Raw genomic sequence first — 21,682 nt, 5'->3', positions numbered from 1 at the left:
TATCATGCTTATTTTCTTTATCGTAACTACATCGTTCGTTAAAGAGGCTGGTATCGAGGTCAATAAACCAAAAGCTGCCCAAGCTACGAAGCAAAAAAATGCTAACATTTTTATTGCTATTCGCAGTGACGGTGCAATCTGGATTGATAAACAGCAAGTTGATGTTGAACGTGTTTCAGCAAAAATTGAAAGTTTATTAGCAGAACAACCTACTGATGTTGTAATTTTGCAAGCTGATAAAGAAGCAAAACACGGCACAGTGGTTAAAGTGATGGACCAGATTAAAGCGACAGGTGATAACCTGAGAATTTCAATAGCTGGAGATCAGTAATGATTCGTTTTCTGTTTTCACTGATTGCAGGTGGGGCAGTTACTTTCGGCTTGTTCTACTTCATGGCATACCTCATCTCTGGTGGGGCTGACCGTAATACGGAACAAAAAGAGCAGATCATAGTCGAAATTATGACGAATCCGCCTGAATCTAAGGTGCAGGAGAGGAAGCGTGTACCGCCTCCGCCTCCGCCACCGCCAAAGCAGCCGCCTAAACCGCAGCCGCCACAGCCGGAAAATAGCAACCCAAATCCAGGTGGATTGTCATTTAATATGCCAAGCATCGATGTGGGAAGCACGGCAGGTGGTCTAAGTGGTCCGGGTGCATTTGGACGAGATGGTGATGCGACACCTATCGTTCGAATTGAACCAAAATATCCAACACAAGCAGCACGTGATGGTAAAGAAGGTTGGGTACAACTTTCATTCACAATTGATGAGTTAGGTGGCGTAACAGACGTTGAAGTAATCGACGCTGATCCAAAACGTATCTTTGACCGTGAAGCTAAACGTGCACTGCGTAAGTGGAAATACCGTCCTAAAATTATTGACGGCAAACCACAGAAACAAGTTGGTTTACAAGTTCAGCTAGACTTTAAACTTAACCAAGGCAACTAAGGAGGCGAGCTATGAGAAATTTATCTAAAGTAACTGCGCTTGCAATTCTTATGTCTGTGTCGGGTGCAGCATTAACTGCACCTGTTTTAGCGGCGCCGGATTACGCAAAAATTGAAGAGCGTAAAAAAGCAAAAACTAAAATCATGGGCGAGCGTACTGGTAAAAAGGTAATTAAAGCGTTTGACTTGTATAACGAAGATGATGTTGATGGCGCAATTGCTTTATTAAAAGAGTTAGACCCGTCTAACGACTTTGATAAAGCCACTGTAAATCGTTACTTAGGCAGTATGTATGCTCAAAAAGAGCAATACAAAACTGCGATTAAGTATATGAAAGCAGCGATTGCACCAGACATACTAAACTTTGCCGATCAAGCTCAAGGTTTAAAAACTCTTGGCGATTTGTATGCGGGTACTGAGCAATACAGTGCTGCAAAAGCCGCATACTCTGATTGGATGGACTTCACAGGTGAAGAAGATCCGAAAGTTTATACTCGTATTGCGCAAGCAAGTTATGAGTTAAAACAATTTAAGGATGTTGTTGCACCGGCTAACAAAGCAATTAAACTTGAAAAAGAGCCTACTAAAGCTCCTTATCAACTTAAATTAGCTGCCTATTTTGAACTGAAACAGTATCAAAAGATGGTTGAAGTTGCAGAAGAGATCGTTCGCGTATGGCCAGAAGATAAAAAAGCGTGGGTAGGTTTAGGTAAGTATTATTTACAAACCGAAGACTACACGAAAGGCCTAGCAACTATGGAAGTTGCATACAAAAACGGTTACTTCGAAAACGAAGTCGAGTACAAGGTACTAGCTAACTTTTATTCATTAAATGAAATTCCTTATAAAGCGGCAGTAACGCTTGAAAAGGCACTTAATGCAAAAAAAGTTGACCGCACTAAGCAAAATCTAAGTGCAATCGCTAGTAACTATCACCGTTCTAAAGACATTGAAAAAGCCGCTAAGTACTACGAAGAAGCTGCAAAAATGGATAACGACGCTGAGCTTTACCGCAAAGCAGGTTCGTTATTACTCCAATCTGAAAACTTTAGCGCTGCCGTTGTTCGTTTGAACAAAGCACTAGAGTTTGGCTCTGATAAGCAGGGCTCTATTTATTCAGATATAGCTGAAGCGTACTACTACCAAGGCAAGTATAAGCAAGCGCATGCTGCTATTACTAAAGCAATGGACGACCCACGCACACGTAAGTTTGCAAAAGGTTGGGCTACATATATTAAAGATAAAGCCGCTCGCAACGGTGTTAAAATTTAATTTTTGATGTATATTAGCAATTTTTAAAAAGCCCCTCTGGGGCTTTTTTTATTGGAACTCACATGAATAAAACGCTTACTTTTTCATTTCTTGTCTGTTTATTATTAACGGCTTGTTCTAAGCAAGAGCCGTCGTATACGTCGTACTCTGAGGCTCAACAAGCATTACAGGCAGTTAATTTAGCCCTATATCCGCCACCACAGCTTAAACACAAAGGTTTACTCGACGAGCAGCTCCCTTTTACCGATGATTATTTAACACAGCGTCACTATATTTATCAGCAATTAATGCAAATGACCCTCACTGAGCCACAAACAGCGCAAGTTAACTACTTGGTTATTGCTGAGCGTTTTCCTGAGCGCTATTTTGCATGGCCAGCGCATACTAATGTGCTTACCAACTTAATTAATTTAGCGACTTCAGCAGCCGATTATCAAAAAGTGGCGCAGTGGCTTAAATTTGTACAGCAACAGCTAGTTAATGCTGAGCAAAGTAATTTAAAGCTCAATAAAATAGAACGAAATCGCCTAGCTAGCTATGTTACAGCTGCAATAAATGATAGCGATACTCCTGATCAGCTATTAGCGCAGTTGCAGACGTTTAATGAGTATCTGATTAGTTACATTCCGCGCGGCAGTGTTGGCTTATATGGGCTTGCTAATGGCAGTGCCTGGTACCAAAGTAAAGTGAATTATTTTAGCGGCCAAGTGCACTCACCGCTGCAGTGGCTTACTATTATTAACCAGCAGCTGAAAAATGCGCAGCCGCAAGCCAATGAAGACGTTGTGATGGTTAATCAACAGCAATCATTTATCTTGCAATTTAGCAATCATGCGCAGAGAGCCGCAGGCTTAGATTGGTTAACCGGCTATACAGACTTGCCGCACATGGCGAACCGCATCGAATTGACTGATTATCAAACATCACTAATGTTAGCCATGATGGAAACCGATGTTGGCATTCATATTCATGCTTGGACATTACCCCAAGCGCGCATTAATTTAATCAAACGCTTACAAGTAAGCCCTGAAACTGCCGATCAATTGGTGACTAATATTGTACTTTTCCCTGCGCACGCGTTTAGCTTTTACGCGAACGCTGTTAATCAGGATAAAATTTAACTCGCTTTACTTAGTGCACCGTTCACAGCGTTGTATTGCGGCATCGCGCGCCAGTAAGCTTGTGGCTATTTGTTGCTCGCAATCACAGCAGTAGCCATATTGACCAATTTCAATCTGGCTTACCGCGGCTTCTAGTTCGGTCATACGCGTAATAAACACGTCATATTCTGGACCAAGTTGTTGTGTCGCACAATCGAGCCAGTCAGCATTTGTTGTATGGGTTAGTAGTGTTAAAACGCGTGAATGTGCAGGGTGTTGAGAACGCGCAAGTAAATTCATAATGCTCGATTTTAGCTGCGTAATTTCGCTGTTGAGTCGTTGCAGTTGGAGATGTGACATGATGATTATAACCCCTATAACCTTGCTTCAGTAATAGGGGCATTATCTAACTATGTTTAGCTACTCGTTGTGATGTGCATCAAACTGTGGTGCTTTAGCGTATTTTTTTAACACCTCTGCGACCTCGTCTTTCGCTTTCAAACGGCGGATCTCATCAAATACACAAGCCGCCTGCGGGTATTGACGTTTTAAATAACCCAGCCATTGTTTAGTGCGCGATGAAAAATATTTTTCATCTTTGGCAGGATCCTGATGAATCGCTGAATTTATTAAATGATAAATAATATGCTCCCATTGCAACGACGTGTAAGGCTCATTGTTTACATGGGCTTTAATTTTTCTCGCTAGATCTGGGTGTGATAAGGCGCCTCGCCCCAGCATTAAATCACTGCAACCACTGCGCTGTTGGCATAGCAGGGCATCTGCTACTTGCCAAATTTCGCCATTGGCGACCACCGCAATATTTTTATCTTTAATTAAAGGCGGAATTTTTTCCCAGTAAGCGGGTGGGCTATAGCCATCTCGTTTTGTACGGGCGTGAATGGCAATACTGCTGGCGCCAGCATTAACCACGGCATCTACTATTTCTTGGCTATTGCTGTCATCATCAAAGCCGAGGCGGATTTTAGCGCTAACTTGGTGCTCGCTATCCACGGCATCTCGCACGGCCTTGATCACTTGATACATGTGTTCAGGATCTTTAAGCAGTACTGCGCCCCCTTTACTCTTATTCACCGTTTTTGCCGGACAGCCAAAGTTTAGATCGACGCCATGTGAACCTAAGCTTATTGCTTTTACAGCATTTTCAGCCAGCGCCCCGGGAACTTGACCTAATAATTGGATTCGCACCGGCGTTCCCGCACTGGTTAAACCATTATTGCTAAGCTCAGGACAATAGCGGTAAAATAGCTTATCAGGTAGGCAGGCGTCGATGACACGGACAAACTCGGTAACGCATAAATCGAAGCCGCCTATATTAGTAAGTAGCTGGCGCATTTTAAAGTCAACAACACCTTCCATCGGTGCTAAAACAAGTTTCATAGAGTGGCAAATTGATCCAAAATAATACAGGCGGCTAGTGTAACTGCAAATCATAATTTGATAAATCTGTTATTACCGCCCATAGTTAGTTTATTAATGTATTCACAAAATATTAAACAACAATGAAATTTTTTATTTTTGTGCAGGTCTACTTAACTACAGATGCCTATTTTAAATTATTTTGCTATAGGTTTTGATACAAAAGAGAGTCATACAATGAATGCTACAAAGAAAAACTCAATCGCGTTAACATTAGGGGCCGTGGTGATCGGCTCTGCGAGCTTGGCAACAATGGAAGCCCAAGCAAACCCTTTCGAATTCCAACAAATGGTTGCCGGCTATCAGTTAGATGCCGCTGAAGGGAAATGCGGTGAAGGAAAGTGTGGCGCCGAAAAGATGAAAAAAGAGGCGAAGGTTGCCGTTGATGCAAAAATGGCAAAAGAAGCTAAATGCGGTGAAGGCAAGTGCGGCGCTGAAAAAATGGCAAAAGAGGCGAAGTGTGGCGAAGGGAAATGCGGCGCTGAAAAAATGGAAAAAGAAGGCAAGTGTGGCGAAGGGAAGTGTGGCGCTGAAAAAATGGAAAAAGAAGGTAAATGCGGTGAAGGAAAATGTGGCGCCGAAAAAATGGGAAGAGAAGGTAAATGTGGCGAAGCAAAAGCTGCTGCCAAAGCAAAAATGCTAAAAGAAGGCAAATGTGGTGAAGCTAAAGCCCACGCTGAAGCAAAAGTAAAAAAAGAAGGTAAATGCGGCGAAGGGAAGTGTGGCGGTCATTAATCTTTAATACGCATAATGTTAATATTAAAGAGTATCAAGGGCCTGAAGGCCCTTTTTGCTGGGAGGGAGTTATGATTCAAGGGGTAAACAGCGACTTGGGTATGGTTGGGCTTGGCTTACGCAGAGAAATGCTGAGCGAACTGCTGGCACACGTTCCTAAACAAGTCGAATTTATGGAAGTGGCGCCAGAAAATTGGTTAAAGTTAGGTGGGCGCTTTAACAAGCAATTAAAAACACTGACTTCGAGTAATAACTTTGTCTGCCACGGTTTATCGCTGTCAATCGGTTCATCAGCGCCGCTGGATATTGAATTTATTAAATCGTTGAAAACGTTCTTTACGCAACACGATATAAAAATCTACAGTGAACACCTCAGTTACTGCTCTGGCACGGGGCATATGTACGATTTAATGCCTATTCCGTTTACCGAAGATGCCATAGCGCACGTCGTACCGCGAATCAAGCAAGTGCAAGATATACTTGAACGCCAAATAGCGATTGAAAATGTGTCGTATTATGCCGCGCCTGGACAGCAACTAACCGAGTTGGAATTTACTAATGCCATTTTAGAGCAAGCAGATTGTAAGCTGTTATTAGATGTCAATAATATTTATGTTAATTCGGTAAATCACGGCTATGACGCAGAAGCTTTCTTAATGGGCCTGCCCGCTGAGCGAATTGCTTATGGCCACGTTGCAGGGCACTTTAACGAAGCAGAAGATTTAATAGTTGATACCCACGGCGCCGATGTTATCGATCCGGTGTGGCAGTTACTTGATAGAGCGTACCAGGTTCACGGGGTGTTTCCCACTTTACTGGAGCGGGACTTTAATATCCCCAGCATTAATGTATTAACCAAAGAATTAGATATGATACATGCACTGCAAGCAAAATATGGTCGTGCCAGCCTAACCAAGCAACCAGCGTAGTAAAAGTAGCCGTTAATCGGCCCGTTAAACATGAGTGGCTATTGATGAGCTTTATAGAGATACAAAACGAATTTATGGCGCATATTCGCCAACCCACTAAAAACGCTGCGCCAAAAGGGATTGAAGATCGGCGTTTGGCGATTTATCGCGATTTATTTTTTAATAATATCGAAGGGTTTATTGCCTCGGGGTTCCCGGTGTTAAAAAGCCTATACAGCGAACCGCAGTGGCATACCTTAGTACGGCAGTTTTTTAGTGAATATAATTGCCAATCACCGTATTTTCTCGATATAGCTGGAGAGTTTATTAATTTCTTAGCCAATGATTATACGCTGAAAAGTTACGATCCTGCGTTTATGTTAGAGCTGGCTCACTATGAGTGGATTGAATTAGATGTATCGATTGCTCAGCAGTGCGACACCGAGCAACCGCTGAGCCAAGCACAAATTACTACTAGCCCGTTATATTTATCGAGCACTGCACGTAATTTAAGTTATCAATTTGCAGTGCATACTATCAGCAAACAGTGTCAGCCTACGCAACCTTCGGCTGAAGCTAATTACTTTGTGGTGTATCGAGATAATGCAGACGATGTGCAGTTTTTAGCCACTAATGCGATGACAGCGCTGTTGTTATCGATTATAGACGCCGCCGATGGCCTCGATTTTTCTGCGATTTGCCAGCAAGTGCTTGCCCATGCCCCGCAGTTTAATGCTGAGCAAATTGCTCAAGGTGCACTCGCTACGTTAACGGCGATGGCGCAGCACGGCGTGATCGTGACAAAAAATCAACCCGTAGAGCTTTATTGATGATTTTAGTTCGTCTATTATGTCAGCCTAATTTGTCGTGCTTAATTAAAAGGTTGTACTTATGTCAGATGATAAAGATTTTAAAGATCCATTCAATGCCGCTTACTTTTTTGCTTTTGTAGCTGTATTTGTGGGTATTGGCTGCTTAAACGCGATTTTAGGCTGGATCACCAGCTTAGGCTAATCGCTTTTTGTTAAGGCTGCTGCTATCGGTAGCCTTATGCTTTAAATCCAACCCGCTTAATTGTTAAAACCACCTATTATCATTACGCCAAACTCGCAATCAAAGGCCACTTAAGGTTATAATCAGCTGCTTTGTAATATAGACCATTGAGCAGTTCAAATTATGACTCAAGTAACACCTGCAATTATCAAAAACAGCATTACCACCATTGCTGATTACCCAAAAGCGGGCATTATGTTTCGCGATGTAACTACACTAATGTCTAACCCTGAAGCGTTTAAAGCCACCATAGATGCTTTTATAAACGCATATAAAGATCAAGGGTTTACTAAAATAATTGGCACTGAATCACGTGGCTTTATTTTTGGCGCGCCATTAGCTTACGCCTTAGGTGTGCCGTTTATTCCGGTACGCAAACCAGGTAAATTGCCTCGTGAAGTGATCCGCCAAGACTACTTATTAGAATACGGCGAAGACACACTTGAGCTTCACGTTGATGCGATTGTACCCGGTGATAAAGTATTATTAGTGGATGATTTACTCGCAACAGGTGGTACTATTGAAGCCACCATTAAGTTAGTACACAAACTAGGTGGCGAAGCGACTGATGCCGCATTTGTGGTTTCATTGCCTGAGCTTGGTGGTGAAAAGCGTATCGAAAAACTAGGTATTAACATCCTAAAATTGGTTGAATTTGAAGGCGAGTAATCGATGAGTTATCAGGTTCTAGCGAGAAAATGGCGTCCTCAAACCTTTCATGAATTGGTTGGGCAGTCTCATGTTAAGCAGGCGCTGGTTAATGCGCTAACACAAAATAGACTGCATCACGCTTATTTATTCACTGGAACTCGTGGTGTGGGTAAAACCACCATCGCGCGTATTTTTGCAAAAAGCTTAAATTGCGATGAAGGTATATCGGCAACACCGTGTGGTCAATGTAGTAGCTGCCAAGATATAGAAGCAGGGCGCTACATTGATTTACTTGAAATAGATGCAGCCTCACGTACCAAGGTAGAAGATACCCGCGAAATACTTGATAACGTGCAATATGCTCCTACGCGTGGACGTTACAAAGTATACTTAATCGATGAAGTGCATATGCTTTCTAAGCACAGCTTTAATGCATTATTAAAAACGCTTGAAGAGCCGCCAGAGCATGTGAAATTTTTATTGGCCACCACAGATCCGCAAAAACTGCCGGTGACGATTTTATCGCGTTGTTTGCAGTTTAATTTAAATGCGTTGTCACAACATGAAATTAAAACGCAGCTGGAACATGTATTAAGCCAAGAACAGCTCAGCTTTGATAATGAATCGCTTGGCATTATTGCCAAAGCGGCCGATGGCAGTATGCGAGACGCGCTCAGTTTAACCGATCAAGCAATTGCACAAACCAACGGTGATATTAATAACCAAGCGGTACAAGCTATGCTTGGGCTAATGGATACGCATTATAGTCAAAGTTTACTGGCAGCATTACTTGCCCAAGATGGCAAGGCGTTGATGAATGAAGTCAACGATATAGCGAGTAAAAGCCCTAATTATATTGCCTTGCTTGATGATCTAATTGCTTTAACGCATTTAACCCAATTAACACAACTAGTGCCCGATGCGGCTGTACTTGATGAAACTAACGCCGACTACATCAGCTACGTTGCGCAGCATACCAGCGCACAGCAAATTCAGGTGTATTATCAGTTACTGTTAAATGGGAAGAAAGATTTACAATGGGCGCCTGATCAGCGTTTAGGGTTTGAAATGATCCTGTTGCGATTACTCGCGTTTCAACCCGCAGACAGCCAAAACGCGCCCACAACAGCGGTGCAAAATAGCGCCAGTGCGCAAAGTTCGAGCGGGCGAGCCGATGCACTACGCTCACTGTTAAATAAAAATAAAGCGGCAGCATCGCCGGTTGCCAGCGACAGCCCGTTACAAGCTGATACACCACAGCCATCAACTGAGGCGGCAATCAAACCCGCTACAACCGCACAGTCACATCCCGCTGCGGTTAGCGGCCTTGCAGCAGACAATAACCCAGCGACAGCGCAGCCTTCCGTTCAGCCAATAGCGGATGAGCAACCCCCGAGTCACAGTGAGCAACAGCTTATCGCTGTGACGGACGAGCAAGCACAACGCGAAAGTGAAGACCAAGCGTATATGCAGCACAGTGATGTTGAGCAATCACTGGCAGCGCAGTTTGATGATGTAATGCAAACTGCCACTGAGCAAGGGTTTACGGCTGCTGCTCAAACGCCAGCGCCTTCGCAACATGACGACTCAATTGGCGCGCAAGAATCTCGCGCGCAATCGGCGATTGCCCGTATTTTACGTGATAGAAACATCTCCGGTGCTGGTAAGTTATCCGGTGCAAAGGCTGCGCCAGCACCGGCTAGTGACGCAAAGCAGCCACAAAGCAAAGTGGTGAATAACAAACCTGCGCCGGCAGCACCAGCAAGCCAGACAACAGCGACAACTAACCCGCCGCCGTGGTCAACCAGTACACAGGATGAAGGTGAAAAAAAGCCGGTGCTCCCATCAATAGGGAGCCAGACTAATGCCGCGCCAGAGACGCCAGTAGCTGCGTCACCAGCAGTAGACTTTAAAGCCAAGCATCAAACCATTACTGAAAATCTGGCGCCCGAGTTACTAGAGCAGATCAACCCGCAAAAAGCGCCCGCAGTAATCGCTGATGAGCCGAGTATACCGGTGCCAGATGACTTTCAAAGCCCGATCAGCGAAATTCGCTTTGCGCACCAACAAGATGAATGGGCGTATTTAATTAAACGTATGGGCTTAGGTGGGCGCATGCGCCAGTTTGCCCTGCATTCAATTTTTAGCAAACAAGGCAACAATTTACATATTGATGTGGATGAGTCGCAAAAACATTTAGATACCCCGGTATTGCGACAAAAACTAGACGCTGCGTTATCGAGTATCTATGGTCACAACGTTGCTTTGAGTATTAATTTTGCGCAAGGGGTGATTGATTCCCCCTACTTAATACAACAAAAAATAGACGCGGGGCGTCATCAACAAGCAATTGATGTGATCACCACAGATGAAAATATAGTGCAGTTTCAACAATTATTTAGTGCAGAAATAGACGAAAACAGTATTCAGGCATTGTAATTCGTTACAAGCGCCCTTATTTATTATCCAAGCTAGGGCAATAGGCGGCTTATAAATTAGCTTGGGTGCATTGCCAATTAATGTATTAAAAAAGAAAGAGAGAAAATTATGTTTAAAGGTGGAATGGGTAACATGATGAAGCAAGCGCAGCAAATGCAAGAGCGCATGCAAAAAGCCCAAGACGAAATCGCGACCATGGAAGTTGTGGGTGAAGCGGGTGCAGGCTTAGTTAAAGTTACTATGCTGGGTAACCACAATGTACGTCGTGTTCAGCTTGATGAAAGCTTAATGGAAGACGACAAAGACATGATTGAAGACTTACTGGCTGCAGCATGTAACGATGCGGTACGTCGTGTTGCTGAAGAAACACAAGAACGTATGAGCAAAGTGACTGGCGGTATGCAATTACCACCAGGCATGAAAATGCCTTTCTAAGCAAATATGCAACTTTCAGATAGTTTAACTCAGCTTATTGAAGCACTGCGTTGCCAGCCGGGGATTGGCCCTAAGTCGGCGCAGCGTATTGCATTTCATTTACTAGAGCGCGACCGTAAAGGTGGTACACAATTAGGTAACGCCTTAACCAAAGCCATGACTGCGGTAGGGCATTGCCAGTCGTGTCGTACTTTTTGCGAGCAACCACAGTGTGATATCTGTTTAAGCACTAAGCGCCAAGACAGTGGTATTTTGTGTGTGGTTGAATCGCCCAGTGATGTGTTGGCTATTGAACAAACTGGCCAGTATTTGGGCTTGTACTTTGTATTAATGGGTCATTTATCGCCCATTGATGGCATTGGCCCGAAAGAAATAGGCTTAGATGTTTTAGAATCAAAGCTTGCTGATGGCGGTATCAATGAGGTTATTTTAGCGACTAACCCTACGGTAGAAGGCGAAACCACCGCGCACTATATTGCACAGTTATGCCATAAATATAACGTAGGCGCATCGCGCATTGCCCACGGTATTCCTGTTGGTGGCGAGCTTGATTTAGTGGATGGCATGACGTTAATGCATGCCTTTAGCGGCAGACGAGTGGTAAGCCAAGAGTCATAAAACGCACTATTTGAATCAGTAAAACAGCCCACATAACATTCGTTATGTGGGCTGTTTGCATTAATAAGCTTTCTTAACGCACTTACATTAAATTGATCGCGTACGCAGGCTCATTCACCGCACCGATAGCGCTATCACTTGAGTAATGCACTATACGGTACCAATAGCGCTTGCCGTTACTTACCCTGCTGTCCGTAATTGCATAATGGTGGCGGTTATTCACTTTAGCTATGTCGGCAGACCCTTTCGCTGAAATTAGCGCGTCGTTCACTTTAGTAAACAGGCCAGGTTGACCGTTAACATCGTCGGCGCGGTACACATCGTAGCCAATTAACTGTGTTTCGCGTTGACTCACCCATTTTACGCTAATCTGAGTCGCTGCTGCATTTGGTGTGGCGCTGATACGCACTACTTGCGTTTGTGAACTTGGCTCACCCGCCAAATAGAGTGCCTCTTTTACTGCGGCATACGCATCGACTTGGCCCCAGCCCCCAGAAGGATGATAATTAGCATCAATATGGCTATAAGGACGTTCACTGACGGCGACTTTACCCCAGTCATAGCGGTGCTCTGCGGTATGACGCAAGGTGGCATCAATTTGCGCGGGGGTTAAATGTGGGTTCGCTTCCAGCATTAAAGCCACCACGCCGGCAATGTGAGGAGTGGCCATAGAAGTACCACTGAGTGATTTATATTGGCGCCCATCACTAAATAATGAGCCATTGGCCGAGACAATAGCCACACCTGGAGCACTAACTTCGGGTTTCATTTCATCTAAAGCGTCTGCGTCGCCATCATCAAGGCGCGGGCCTTCATTGGAAAAACTTGCTATGCGGTCGTCGCTGCGCTGCACTGTGTTGCTATCATCAATGGCACCCACAGTGATTGCTTTGTCGGCGGCAGCAGGGGATGAAATATAGTGAGTATTACCATCATTACCTGCGGCTATTAACGATATAATGCCCGCATCATAGGCGGCATTGATCGCTTGTGAGCCTGCATCTGTGCCATCGGAGTTATCGACGCCTCCTAAACTAAGGTTTAATACTTTAATGTTATAATTAGCTTTATTAATAATCGCCCACTCAACGCCATCCGCCGAGCCAAACCCAAGACCGGCATCAGAAAGTACCTTCACATCCACTAGTTGCGCATCGGGTGCGGCGCCCATATGCATTCCCACGCCGCCTAAGGTGGTCCCTGCCACATGAGTGCCATGGTTAGAAGAGAGCATTTCACCGCGATCAACCGGGTTGCTGCTCATGCTATTTGGTGTATTGAGTAACACTTGCCCTGCATAAAAGTCACCTCCGGCGATAAACTTACCAACAAATGACTCATGCCCTGGGTAACCAGTAAGAATATCGTGCGCATCATTGACCCCGGTATCGAGAATGGCAACGACCACATCACGGCCAGTAATACCGAGGTGTGCGTGCACAGTAGGGAAACGTTTATTATCGCTATTGATGATGCCTGAGGTTTTATTGGCATTATTGTTTTTAGCATACATCATCGGAATAGACTCAACCCGAGTTACTCCAGATAGCTGCGCTATCGTTTGTATTTCTTGATAATTAACGGTCATTCTAACGTAGGGGATGGTTTTATAGGCTTTAACATCTTGCATATTAACCCCAGCTTGGCGTAGCTGCTCGAGCTGTGCGTCACCCGGGATTGTGTCAAAGCCAACATATACGCCATATTTGAGGGTATCATTATTAAAGACCGCAAAACGCAAACGGCCATTAGTTACATCGTTGTTTTCAAAGGCATGGTTTATTCCTAAACTATTGACGGCGGCAATACGATCATCAATACCATCGGCATTTTTATCCCACATCCAGCTGCTGGCGTTTGCCGTGGTTGAAACTAGCGCAACAGCGATGGCTGCACTTAATAAGCTATGGTTTTTTATTAGTTTTATCATTTTACACCTTATGGCTCTGTTAGGAGTGCTCAGTGTGTAATGCTTTATTGGTAGATAATATCGGGGATTTCACTCGCTTTTACTAGGTGAAAACCCCTAGGGGATTCTTTTGCTTAATGTTAATCTTAGCGTTTATAAGCTGTAGAATGGCGTGCTGCGAGTCGCTTGAAAGCGTGAATTAGCACACATTCAGGGCTAAGTCCCTTAATTTATTATTAGGATAGCAATGCCTGAACAGCGTAATAGTATTCCTTCGCTTATCGATAACTTTGTTGTCCCTGTGTGTCAGCAACAGGTGCAGATTGTATATCAAGATGACGATATTTTACTGCTCAATAAACCCAGTGGTTTACTTAGCTTGTCGGGCAAGAATCCCTTGAATTGGGACTCGGTGCATTACCGTTTAGTGCATGGTCAGCCAGGTATCACGCCCGCATTTACAACAGCTAAACTGCCACATAGGCTAGACTTTGGTACCTCAGGGCTGATGCTGGTGGGATTAAATGCGCCAGCCTCGAAACACCTTAACCAGCAGTTTCAAGCGCGTACCATTAAAAAACGCTATATGGCCATGTTATCAGGGTGGCTAGCGCAGGACGAAGGGCAGATCAGCGCTCCCATAGCCAAAGATAAACAACTTTTTCCGCGGGTAAAACTGTGTGCAACGACCGGTAAAACGGCGCTAAGTGACTATAAAGTACTGCAGCGCTTGTCAGAGCCTGAGCGTACATTAGTGCAATTTACACCGCTGACAGGGCGCACTCACCAATTACGCATTCATAGCTTAGCCATCAACCATCCCATTTTAGGCTGTGATCTTTATCACAATGCCGATAGTACAGGGCAAGCTGAGCGCCTCTGTTTACATGCCAGTGAACTGAGTTTTCAGCATCCAAGCAGCGGCAAGCAGCTTACCATACACAGTGCCGTCGAGTTTTAAGCCTGAGACGGGCTTTCTCCGTTAAGTTTTTTTAACTTTTTCCCTTGAAGTTCTTGCAGCTCCCCCCATATTAACTGCATAACGCAGACACATTGCAAATTGGAGATAGATAAATGACTGCAGCACAAAAAGAAACATTAGGCTTTCAAACAGAAGTAAAACAATTATTAAACTTAATGATTCATTCTTTGTATTCAAACAAAGAGATATTTTTACGTGAGCTGGTATCTAACGCCTCAGATGCAGCAGACAAATTACGCTTTTTAGCGCTTTCAAATGGCGACCTGTACCAAGGTGATGCCGATTTACGTGTGCGTATTAGCGCAGATAAAGAAGCCAATACCATCACTATTTCTGATAATGGCATTGGTATGACGCGTGATGAAGTGATCAGCTCATTAGGTACAATTGCCAAGTCGGGTACTGCAGAATTTTTCAAAAACTTAACCGGTGATCAAAGCAAAGATTCACAGTTAATTGGTCAATTTGGTGTTGGTTTTTACTCAGCATTTATTGTTGCCGATGAAGTCACCGTGCGTACGCGCAAAGCGGGTGAAAGCACTGCTGTTGAATGGCAATCAAAAGGTGAAGGCGAGTACACGCTGCAAGAAATTGAAAAAGAAGGTCGTGGTACTGACATCATCTTACATCTTCGTGAAGAAGAAAAAGAATACGCTGATGAGTGGCGTTTACGCAGCATAGTAACTAAATACTCAGATCATATTTCTACTCCGGTACAAATGTACAAAGCAGAAGTACCTGAATCTGAAGGTGAAGACGGCGAGAAAATTCCAGCCGTGCCGGGTGAGTGGGAAAGCATTAACCGCGCAACCGCACTGTGGACTCGCGACAAATCAGAAGTATCTGAAGATGAATACAAAGAGTTTTATAAACATGTTAGCCACGACTGGGAAGACCCACTAAGCTGGGCGCATAATAAGGTTGAAGGTAAAACAGAGTACACGAGCTTATTGTACATTCCGAAAAAAGCGCCATTTGATTTATGGAACCGTGAACGCCAAAGTGGTTTAAAACTGTACGTACAACGCGTGTTTATTATGGACGACGCTGAGCAGTTTATGCCTAGCTACTTACGTTTTGTAAAAGGCTTACTCGATTCAAACGATTTACCGTTAAACGTTTCGCGTGAAATTCTACAAGACAACAAAGTAACCCAAGCTATTCGTAAAGGCTGTACGTCACGCGTGTTAAAAATGCTTGAGCGCATGGCAAAAAACAAAGCCGACGATTATCAAGTATTTTGGAATGAGTTTGGTCAAGTGATCAAAGAAGGTCCAGCAGAAGATATGGCGAATAAAGAAGCGATTGCTAAATTATTACGTTTTTCTTCTACGCATACCGATGCCGAAACGCAAGATGTGTCGCTGGAGCAATACATTGAACGTATGAACGAAGGCCAAGACAAGATTTACTACGTTGTAGCTGACTCGTTTACTGCTGCGAAAAACTCACCGCATTTAGAGATTTTCCGCAAGAAAGGCATTGAAGTATTACTGCTAAGCGACCGTGTTGATGAGTGGATGATGAGCCACTTAACAGAGTTTAACGACCAGCAGTTCCAATCAATTACGCGTGGTGACTTAGACTTAGGTAAGCTTGACGACGAAGAAACGAAAAAAGCCCAAGAAGAGTCTGAAAAAGAAGTGGCTGGCTTAATCGAGCGTATTAAAACAGCGCTTGGCGACGATGTAAAAGAAGTACGCTTTACGCACCGCTTAACAGATTCTCCAGCCTGTGTTGTTACCGACGAAAATGACATGAGCTCGCAAATGCAAAAGCTGATGGAGTCAGTAGGCCAAGCTGTACCTGAAGCCAAGCCGGTGTTTGAGTTAAACCCAGAGCACCAACTGGTGAAACACCTAAATGACGAGCAAGATGAAGACAAGTTTGCTCAGTGGTCGCATGTATTACTCGATCAAGCCCTGCTTGCTGAGCGCGGCACACTAAAAGATCCAACGGGTTTTGTTACTCGCTTAAACAAACTAATGCTTGAATTAAGCAAGTAAGTTTAAAAATGGCGTAATTTGATAAAAAGGGAACTTAGGTTCCCTTTTTTATGCGCTGGAATAACATTAACCACTCATCAATTAGTATAAGTTACTTGAGTATCGGCGGCGCTTGTGGAAGAATTCAGGCTTCAAAAAACAAACTATTACTAAGGGACAATGATATGCGCATTATTCTTTTGGGCGCACCGGGTGCAGGTAAAGGCACTCAAGCCCAGTTCTTAATGGACAGATACGGTATTCCACAAATTTCTACGGGCGACATGCTGCGTGCAGCAATTAAAGAGGGCACTCCACTTGGCCTTGAAGCAAAGAAAGTAATGGATGCTGGTCAGTTAATTTCTGACGATATCATTATTGGTTTAGTGAAAGAGCGTATAACTAAAGCTGATTGTGAAAATGGCTTTTTATTAGATGGCTTCCCGCGCACCATTCCACAAGCAGATGCAATGAAAGAAAATGGTGTGGTAGTTGATCACGTTATTGAATTTGATGTGGCAGATGAAGTGATTGTTGAACGCATGGGCGGACGTCGTGTGCACCCAGGCTCTGGTCGTGTATACCATGTTGTATACAACCCGCCTAAAGTGGAAGGCAAAGACGATGTTACTGGTGAAGACTTGATCATTCGTGCCGATGACACTGAAGAAACAGTGCGTAAACGTTTAGGCATTTACCACGAGCAAACTATGCCGCTAGTCGATTACTACCAAGCGGAAGCGGCAGCGGGCAATACTCAGTATCATAAGCTAGACGGTACTAAAGCGGTTGATGCTATTAGTGAGCAACTTGCTACGTTATTAGGTTAAGCAACAAGCTATTGTTAAAAAAGCCGCGACTCCTCGAGTCGCGGCTTTTTTATTGTTAACCATGGCCGCTAATGGCAATGGCTATAGTTAAATGTGCAATTTTGAGACAAAAACCAGTGTCGATAATCAAGCCAAAAGCACGTTATGTAGCTGTGACAAATTCGCCGTGTTTAAAGCGTACTGAGTTTGTTGATCACGCTGACGTAATTTGGCTCACTAGAGAGGTTAGCCACCAGTTGTTTATAAACCACATTGTGGCTTTTATCTAAAATAAACACGGTGCGAGTTAATAGCCCCATATCCTTAATGATCAGCCCATATTGCTGGCCAAAGTCACGCCATACCGCATCCGATAGCGTAATTACTTTGTCGATGTTTTCTGCTTTACAAAAGCGTTTTTGAGCAAACGGTAAATCACTGCTAATTGTTAACATCGCAACATGCGGAAATTGTTGGGCAACTTTTTCGTTAAAGTGCTTAGTTTGCAGGCTACAAATACCCGTGTCTAGGCTTGGGACTACGCTAATTAACACCGCTTGGCCTTTATAATCATCAAGTGTTACCGGAGTGAAGTCGCCATCGACCACTTTAAAGTTGGGAGCCTGCTCACCTACTGACACGCCATTGCCGAGCAGGGTAACCGGCTTGCCTTGTGCAGTTACTTTACCAGCATCAAGGGTGTTTGGTGCATGCTCAGCCATCACAGCCAGCGAGCTAAATGCACTTAAAACAAAAACTAACGAACGAAACATAGAGTATTCTCTTATAAATTAATGCAATATAAGCAGTGTAATATACTGTGTTGTAGGGTGAAAGAATAATGCGCGTTTTTTATTGTTAAGCAAAAATTGTCAAGCCACAGTACTTTGATATAACATAGAGATGTAAAAAAATTGTATACAAAGTCAGGTCAAACAGTATCATTAGTTGTAGTTTGATATTTTTCAGGGTTAGAAAAAGAGAGAGACAATGTCCACAGCTGTACTTATATGTGATGATTCAAAACTTGCTAGGCGCCAGTTGGCTCGCTCATTACCTGAAGATTGGGATATTAAAATTGAATTTGCCCATGATGGTGTACATTGCATTGAACAAATAAAAACCATTCAGCCGGAAATTCTCTTTCTTGATTTAAACATGCCCGAAATGGATGGCTACGAAGTACTTACGGCAATCAAAGAGCTCGGCTTGACGGTGCTGACAGTTGTGGTGTCGGGTGACATACAGCCCAGCGCACATCAACGTGTACTTGAGCTCGGCGCTATCGATTTTATCCAAAAGCCTTGCTCCGCAGAAAAACTAGCGAAAATTATTGAGCACCATGGCATTAAAGATAAAGCCATGCGTGAACGCCTTGCTCATTCTCTTGGTGAGCAGGTTGACCCCGAAGTACGCGACATCTACCAAGAGCTCACTAATGTGGCCATGGGCCAAGCAGGGGACTTACTGGCACGCTTACTGAATGTATTTGTAAAACTGCCGATCCCCAACGTTAATATTTTAGAAGTGAATGAGCTCGATATGGCCCTGCGCTCGATTGATAATAATGCGTCGACCTCGGGTATTTGCCAAGGTTTTATCGGCGGGGGGGTGTCGGGTGAAGCTTTGCTGTTATTAAATGATTCAAGCTTTAAAGAAATCGCTTCGTTAATGAATTACGAAGGCGAACTAAACGAAAAAGTAGAGTTAGAGTTGTTAATGGATATTAGCAATATTTTGATCGGTGCCATTTTAACCGGCCTGTCTAAGCAACTCGATATGACCTTTAGCCAAGGGCACCCCATAGTGTTAGGCCAGCACCGTAATGTGGCTGAGCTGGTGAAGTCAAATAAACCTCGCTGGCAACGCACCTTAGCCATTGAAATTAGTTATGGCATTGAAAAACATGATATAAATTGCGATCTTATGCTGTTATTTACAGAAGACTCATTGAAAACTTTAAAGTATAAAGTTGCCTACCTTTTAGAAGATTAACGATTATGTCAGCAGATTTAAATATACATGAAATCCATTGGTTAATGGAGATGTTTAATACCGTCGATGTAGGCTTAGTGGTGCTCGACAGAGAGTATAAAGTCTGTGTATGGAATGGTTTTATGGAAAACCACTCAGGGTTACTGCCAAGCGCCGTTAAAGATAAAGACTTGTTCGACTTATTTCCTGCCATCGATGAAAAGTGGTTTAGAAGTAAATCCGAGTCGGTGTTTGTGCTAAAAAACCGTTCCTTTACGATTTGGGAGCAGCAACCGTATATTTTTCGCTTTAAAAACTACCGCCCCATTACCGGTAAAGCCGATTATATGTATCAAAATGCGACCTTTATTCCCCTAACGAATACCCTCGGCGAAGTGGCGCATATATGCATTATTATTTACGATGTAACCGACGTAGCTGTCAATAAAAAAGAGCTGGAGCAATTAAATGCCAAGCTTGAGCAAGTGAGCCAAACAGACAGCTTAACGCAGCTCGCTAATCGCGGGCATTGGGAAAGTACATTACGCCAAGAGTTTTTACGTATTAAGCGCAGTGGCGGCCGCAGCACACTTTTAATGTGTGACATCGATCACTTTAAAAGTGTTAATGATGTTCATGGCCACAGTTGTGGTGATGAGGCACTGCGGCACATTGCTAAATTAGTCAAACAGACACTGCGCGAAACCGATATTGCAGGGCGCTATGGTGGCGAAGAGTTTGCTATTACGTTACTTGATACTGATCAAGCGGGAGCGCTCACCATTGCGCAGCGTTTACGTGAAGTGATTGAGGCGAACCCAGTGCAGTATAAATCCCAACTGGTTAATTTGACGGTGAGTATTGGCATCGCCGCATTTGCAGATGAGTATAAATGTCATGAACGCTGGATTGAGGCTGCCGATAAAGCCTTATATCACTCAAAACACAATGGGCGTAATACAGTGACTGTTTATGATGAAATTAAACGTGATAGCTAACTATCACATTTAATGGCGTTATTCTGTAGTATGACGAGAGTCATCAATCGGGCATTGGCTCAGCGTGGTTACTTCACCGGAACTGGCTTCTTGCTCAAGTTTCACCTTAAATCCCCATAAACGATACAAGTGCTTGAGCACTTCATCATGGGAGCCTGCTAAAGGAATATTATTGTGCGGCACATAGCGCAGTGTTAACGAGCGGTCGCCTCGCACATCCACATTGTACACCTGAATATTCGGCTCATGATTGCTTAAATTATACTGCGCCGAGAGTGCCTCTCTAACTGCTTGGTAGCCACTTTCGTCATGAATTGCGCCAATCTCTAAATGCGGATTATCTTGATGATCCACAATAGTAAACAGTTTAAAGTCGCGGATCAGTTTCGGTGATAAAAACTGACTGATAAAACTCTCGTCTTTAAAGTTTTCCATGGCAAAGTGCAAGGTATCGAGCCAGTTACTGCCCGCATATTCAGGAAACCAGCGCTTATCTTCTTCGCTGGGCTGCTCACAAATACGGCGAAGGTCGACCATCATATTAAACCCCAATGCGTAGGGGTTAATACCCGAATAATATTGGCTATTGTAAGGGGGTTGATACACCACATTGGTGTGGCTTTGTAAAAACTCCATCATAAACGAGTCGGTCAGTTTGCCCTCATCATATAAGTGGTTCAAAATAGTGTAGTGCCAAAACGTCGCCCAACCTTCATTCATCACTTGAGTTTGCTTTTGTGGGTAAAAATATTGCGATATTTTTCGCACAATACGAATAATTTCTCGTTGCCATGACTCCAGTAGTGGGGCGTTTTTTTCAATAAAATATAAAATATTTTCTTGTGGCTGTGATGGAAAGCGATGCTCAGGCTTTTTAGCTTCGAGTTGTTGCGCGGGTATGGTACGCCATAGCTCATTAACCTGTGACTGCAGATACTCTTTACGTTCTTGTTGGCGCTTTTGCTCCTCAAACAACGAAATACGTTGCGGCCGTTTGTAGCGATCGACGCCATAATTCATTAACGCATGGCAAGAGTCGAGTAAGCTTTCTACCTCGCTAATACCGTATTGCTCCTCGCAGCTACTGATATAGTTTTTAGCAAATAATAAATAATCTATGATAGAGCCGGCATCCGTCCAGGCTTTAAATAAGTAGTTGCCTTTAAAAAACGAGTTGTGGCCATAACACGCATGCGCCATTACTAAGGCTTGCATTGGCAAGGTGTTTTCTTCCATTAAATAGGCAATACAGGGGTCTGAGTTAATCACAATTTCGTAGGCTAAGCCCATTTGGCCACGCTTGTAATTTTGCTCAGTTTGAATAAACTTTTTACCATAGGACCAGTGGCTATAACCGATGGGCATGCCAACACTTGAATAGGCATCCATCATTTGCTCAGCGGTGATCACTTCAATTTGGTTTGGGT

Annotated in this window: 22 protein-coding genes; 17 read left to right on the top strand and 5 right to left on the bottom strand. The window is 43.7% G+C overall.

From position 1 onward, the window contains the following. From ABYB02_RS06145 to ABYB02_RS06130, 4 genes are all read left to right on the top strand, one after another. Nucleotides 1-331, top strand: a 331-nt coding sequence (locus tag ABYB02_RS06145) for an ExbD/TolR family protein (RefSeq protein WP_372761583.1), incomplete at its 5' end; no start/stop codon positions are given. Then, on the top strand, nucleotides 331-948 hold the full coding sequence (locus ABYB02_RS06140) for an energy transducer TonB (RefSeq protein WP_372761582.1): 618 nt from the start codon (nucleotides 331-333) through the stop codon (nucleotides 946-948). The genes ABYB02_RS06145 and ABYB02_RS06140, both read left to right, overlap by 1 nt. An 11-nt stretch (nucleotides 949-959) precedes the next feature. After that, a complete protein-coding gene (locus ABYB02_RS06135) occupies nucleotides 960-2,219 on the top strand; it encodes a tetratricopeptide repeat protein (protein WP_372761581.1) in 1,260 nt (419 codons plus the stop codon). 62 nt (nucleotides 2,220-2,281) lie between these two features. Continuing rightward, the gene (locus ABYB02_RS06130) at nucleotides 2,282-3,340 is read left to right on the top strand and encodes a hypothetical protein (RefSeq protein ID WP_372761580.1); all 1,059 of its coding nucleotides are present in this window, start codon (nucleotides 2,282-2,284) and stop codon (nucleotides 3,338-3,340) included. Between the two features lie 6 nt (nucleotides 3,341-3,346). Here ABYB02_RS06130 and ABYB02_RS06125 read toward each other — a convergent pair whose 3' ends face one another. Continuing rightward, nucleotides 3,347-3,679: a conjugal transfer protein TraR gene (locus ABYB02_RS06125; RefSeq protein WP_372761579.1), complete on the bottom strand. Its 333-nt coding sequence runs from the start codon at nucleotides 3,677-3,679 to the stop codon at nucleotides 3,347-3,349. Between the two features lie 60 nt (nucleotides 3,680-3,739). Next, nucleotides 3,740-4,720 (bottom strand): tRNA-dihydrouridine synthase, encoded by a 981-nt coding sequence (locus ABYB02_RS06120; RefSeq protein ID WP_372761578.1) that lies wholly within the window; start codon nucleotides 4,718-4,720, stop codon nucleotides 3,740-3,742. Between the two features lie 216 nt (nucleotides 4,721-4,936). On the opposite strand from ABYB02_RS06120, the gene ABYB02_RS06115 reads away from it, so the two are divergent. From ABYB02_RS06115 to recR, 8 genes are all read left to right on the top strand, one after another. Continuing rightward, on the top strand, nucleotides 4,937-5,494 hold the full coding sequence (locus ABYB02_RS06115; RefSeq protein ID WP_372761577.1) for a hypothetical protein: 558 nt from the start codon (nucleotides 4,937-4,939) through the stop codon (nucleotides 5,492-5,494). A 101-nt stretch (nucleotides 5,495-5,595) separates the two neighbouring features. Next, nucleotides 5,596-6,423, top strand: coding sequence for a DUF692 domain-containing protein (locus ABYB02_RS06110; RefSeq protein ID WP_372761584.1), 828 nt, complete (start codon nucleotides 5,596-5,598; stop codon nucleotides 6,421-6,423). Nucleotides 6,424-6,467: 44 nt separating this feature from the next. Continuing rightward, a complete protein-coding gene (locus tag ABYB02_RS06105; RefSeq protein ID WP_372761576.1) occupies nucleotides 6,468-7,232 on the top strand; it encodes a DUF2063 domain-containing protein in 765 nt (254 codons plus the stop codon). A gap of 61 nt (nucleotides 7,233-7,293) precedes the next feature. Then, the gene (locus ABYB02_RS06100) at nucleotides 7,294-7,416 is read left to right on the top strand and encodes a hypothetical protein (protein ID WP_372761575.1); all 123 of its coding nucleotides are present in this window, start codon (nucleotides 7,294-7,296) and stop codon (nucleotides 7,414-7,416) included. 162 nt (nucleotides 7,417-7,578) lie between these two features. Beyond that, complete coding sequence (apt, locus tag ABYB02_RS06095) at nucleotides 7,579-8,124, top strand: adenine phosphoribosyltransferase (protein WP_372761574.1); 546 nt, start codon at nucleotides 7,579-7,581, stop codon at nucleotides 8,122-8,124. A 3-nt stretch (nucleotides 8,125-8,127) separates the two neighbouring features. Continuing rightward, nucleotides 8,128-10,545 carry a DNA polymerase III subunit gamma/tau gene (gene dnaX, locus ABYB02_RS06090; RefSeq protein WP_372761573.1) on the top strand — a complete coding sequence of 806 codons (2,418 nt, stop codon included), beginning with the start codon at nucleotides 8,128-8,130 and terminating at the stop codon, nucleotides 10,543-10,545. A gap of 108 nt (nucleotides 10,546-10,653) precedes the next feature. Beyond that, the gene (locus ABYB02_RS06085; RefSeq protein ID WP_372761572.1) at nucleotides 10,654-10,980 is read left to right on the top strand and encodes a YbaB/EbfC family nucleoid-associated protein; all 327 of its coding nucleotides are present in this window, start codon (nucleotides 10,654-10,656) and stop codon (nucleotides 10,978-10,980) included. 6 nt (nucleotides 10,981-10,986) lie between these two features. After that, the gene (gene recR, locus ABYB02_RS06080) at nucleotides 10,987-11,598 is read left to right on the top strand and encodes a recombination mediator RecR (protein ID WP_372761571.1); all 612 of its coding nucleotides are present in this window, start codon (nucleotides 10,987-10,989) and stop codon (nucleotides 11,596-11,598) included. A gap of 82 nt (nucleotides 11,599-11,680) precedes the next feature. Here recR and ABYB02_RS06075 read toward each other — a convergent pair whose 3' ends face one another. Further along, nucleotides 11,681-13,528: a S8 family serine peptidase gene (locus tag ABYB02_RS06075; RefSeq protein ID WP_372761570.1), complete on the bottom strand. Its 1,848-nt coding sequence runs from the start codon at nucleotides 13,526-13,528 to the stop codon at nucleotides 11,681-11,683. Nucleotides 13,529-13,754: 226 nt separating this feature from the next. Here ABYB02_RS06075 and ABYB02_RS06070 point away from each other — a divergent pair, with 226 nt between their 5' ends. The 3 genes from ABYB02_RS06070 (at nucleotide 13,755) to adk (ending at nucleotide 17,304) form a co-directional block, all read left to right on the top strand. Next, nucleotides 13,755-14,468 (top strand): RluA family pseudouridine synthase, encoded by a 714-nt coding sequence (locus ABYB02_RS06070; RefSeq protein ID WP_372761569.1) that lies wholly within the window; start codon nucleotides 13,755-13,757, stop codon nucleotides 14,466-14,468. Nucleotides 14,469-14,581: 113 nt separating this feature from the next. After that, nucleotides 14,582-16,495 (top strand): molecular chaperone HtpG, encoded by a 1,914-nt coding sequence (htpG, locus tag ABYB02_RS06065; RefSeq protein WP_372761568.1) that lies wholly within the window; start codon nucleotides 14,582-14,584, stop codon nucleotides 16,493-16,495. Between the two features lie 164 nt (nucleotides 16,496-16,659). Next, nucleotides 16,660-17,304: an adenylate kinase gene (adk, locus tag ABYB02_RS06060; RefSeq protein ID WP_372761567.1), complete on the top strand. Its 645-nt coding sequence runs from the start codon at nucleotides 16,660-16,662 to the stop codon at nucleotides 17,302-17,304. Between the two features lie 170 nt (nucleotides 17,305-17,474). Here adk and tpx read toward each other — a convergent pair whose 3' ends face one another. Beyond that, nucleotides 17,475-18,056, bottom strand: coding sequence for a thiol peroxidase (gene tpx / locus ABYB02_RS06055; protein WP_372761566.1), 582 nt, complete (start codon nucleotides 18,054-18,056; stop codon nucleotides 17,475-17,477). Between the two features lie 217 nt (nucleotides 18,057-18,273). Between tpx and ABYB02_RS06050 the strand changes: the two genes are divergently transcribed. Beyond that, nucleotides 18,274-19,278 (top strand): response regulator, encoded by a 1,005-nt coding sequence (locus tag ABYB02_RS06050; protein ID WP_372761565.1) that lies wholly within the window; start codon nucleotides 18,274-18,276, stop codon nucleotides 19,276-19,278. A 5-nt stretch (nucleotides 19,279-19,283) separates the two neighbouring features. After that, on the top strand, nucleotides 19,284-20,255 hold the full coding sequence (locus ABYB02_RS06045) for a diguanylate cyclase (RefSeq protein WP_372761564.1): 972 nt from the start codon (nucleotides 19,284-19,286) through the stop codon (nucleotides 20,253-20,255). Between the two features lie 18 nt (nucleotides 20,256-20,273). On the opposite strand, the gene ABYB02_RS06040 is transcribed toward ABYB02_RS06045, so the two are convergent. Next, the coding region (locus ABYB02_RS06040; RefSeq protein WP_372761563.1) for a SpoVR family protein at nucleotides 20,274-21,682 on the bottom strand (1,409 nt) is incomplete at its 5' end.

It is taken from the genome of Pseudoalteromonas sp., from assembly GCF_041613455.1.
GTDB lineage: Bacteria > Pseudomonadota > Gammaproteobacteria > Enterobacterales > Alteromonadaceae > Pseudoalteromonas.
The sequence above is the reverse complement of the archived record's forward strand: the minus strand, read 5'-3'. Positions and strand labels throughout refer to the sequence as shown.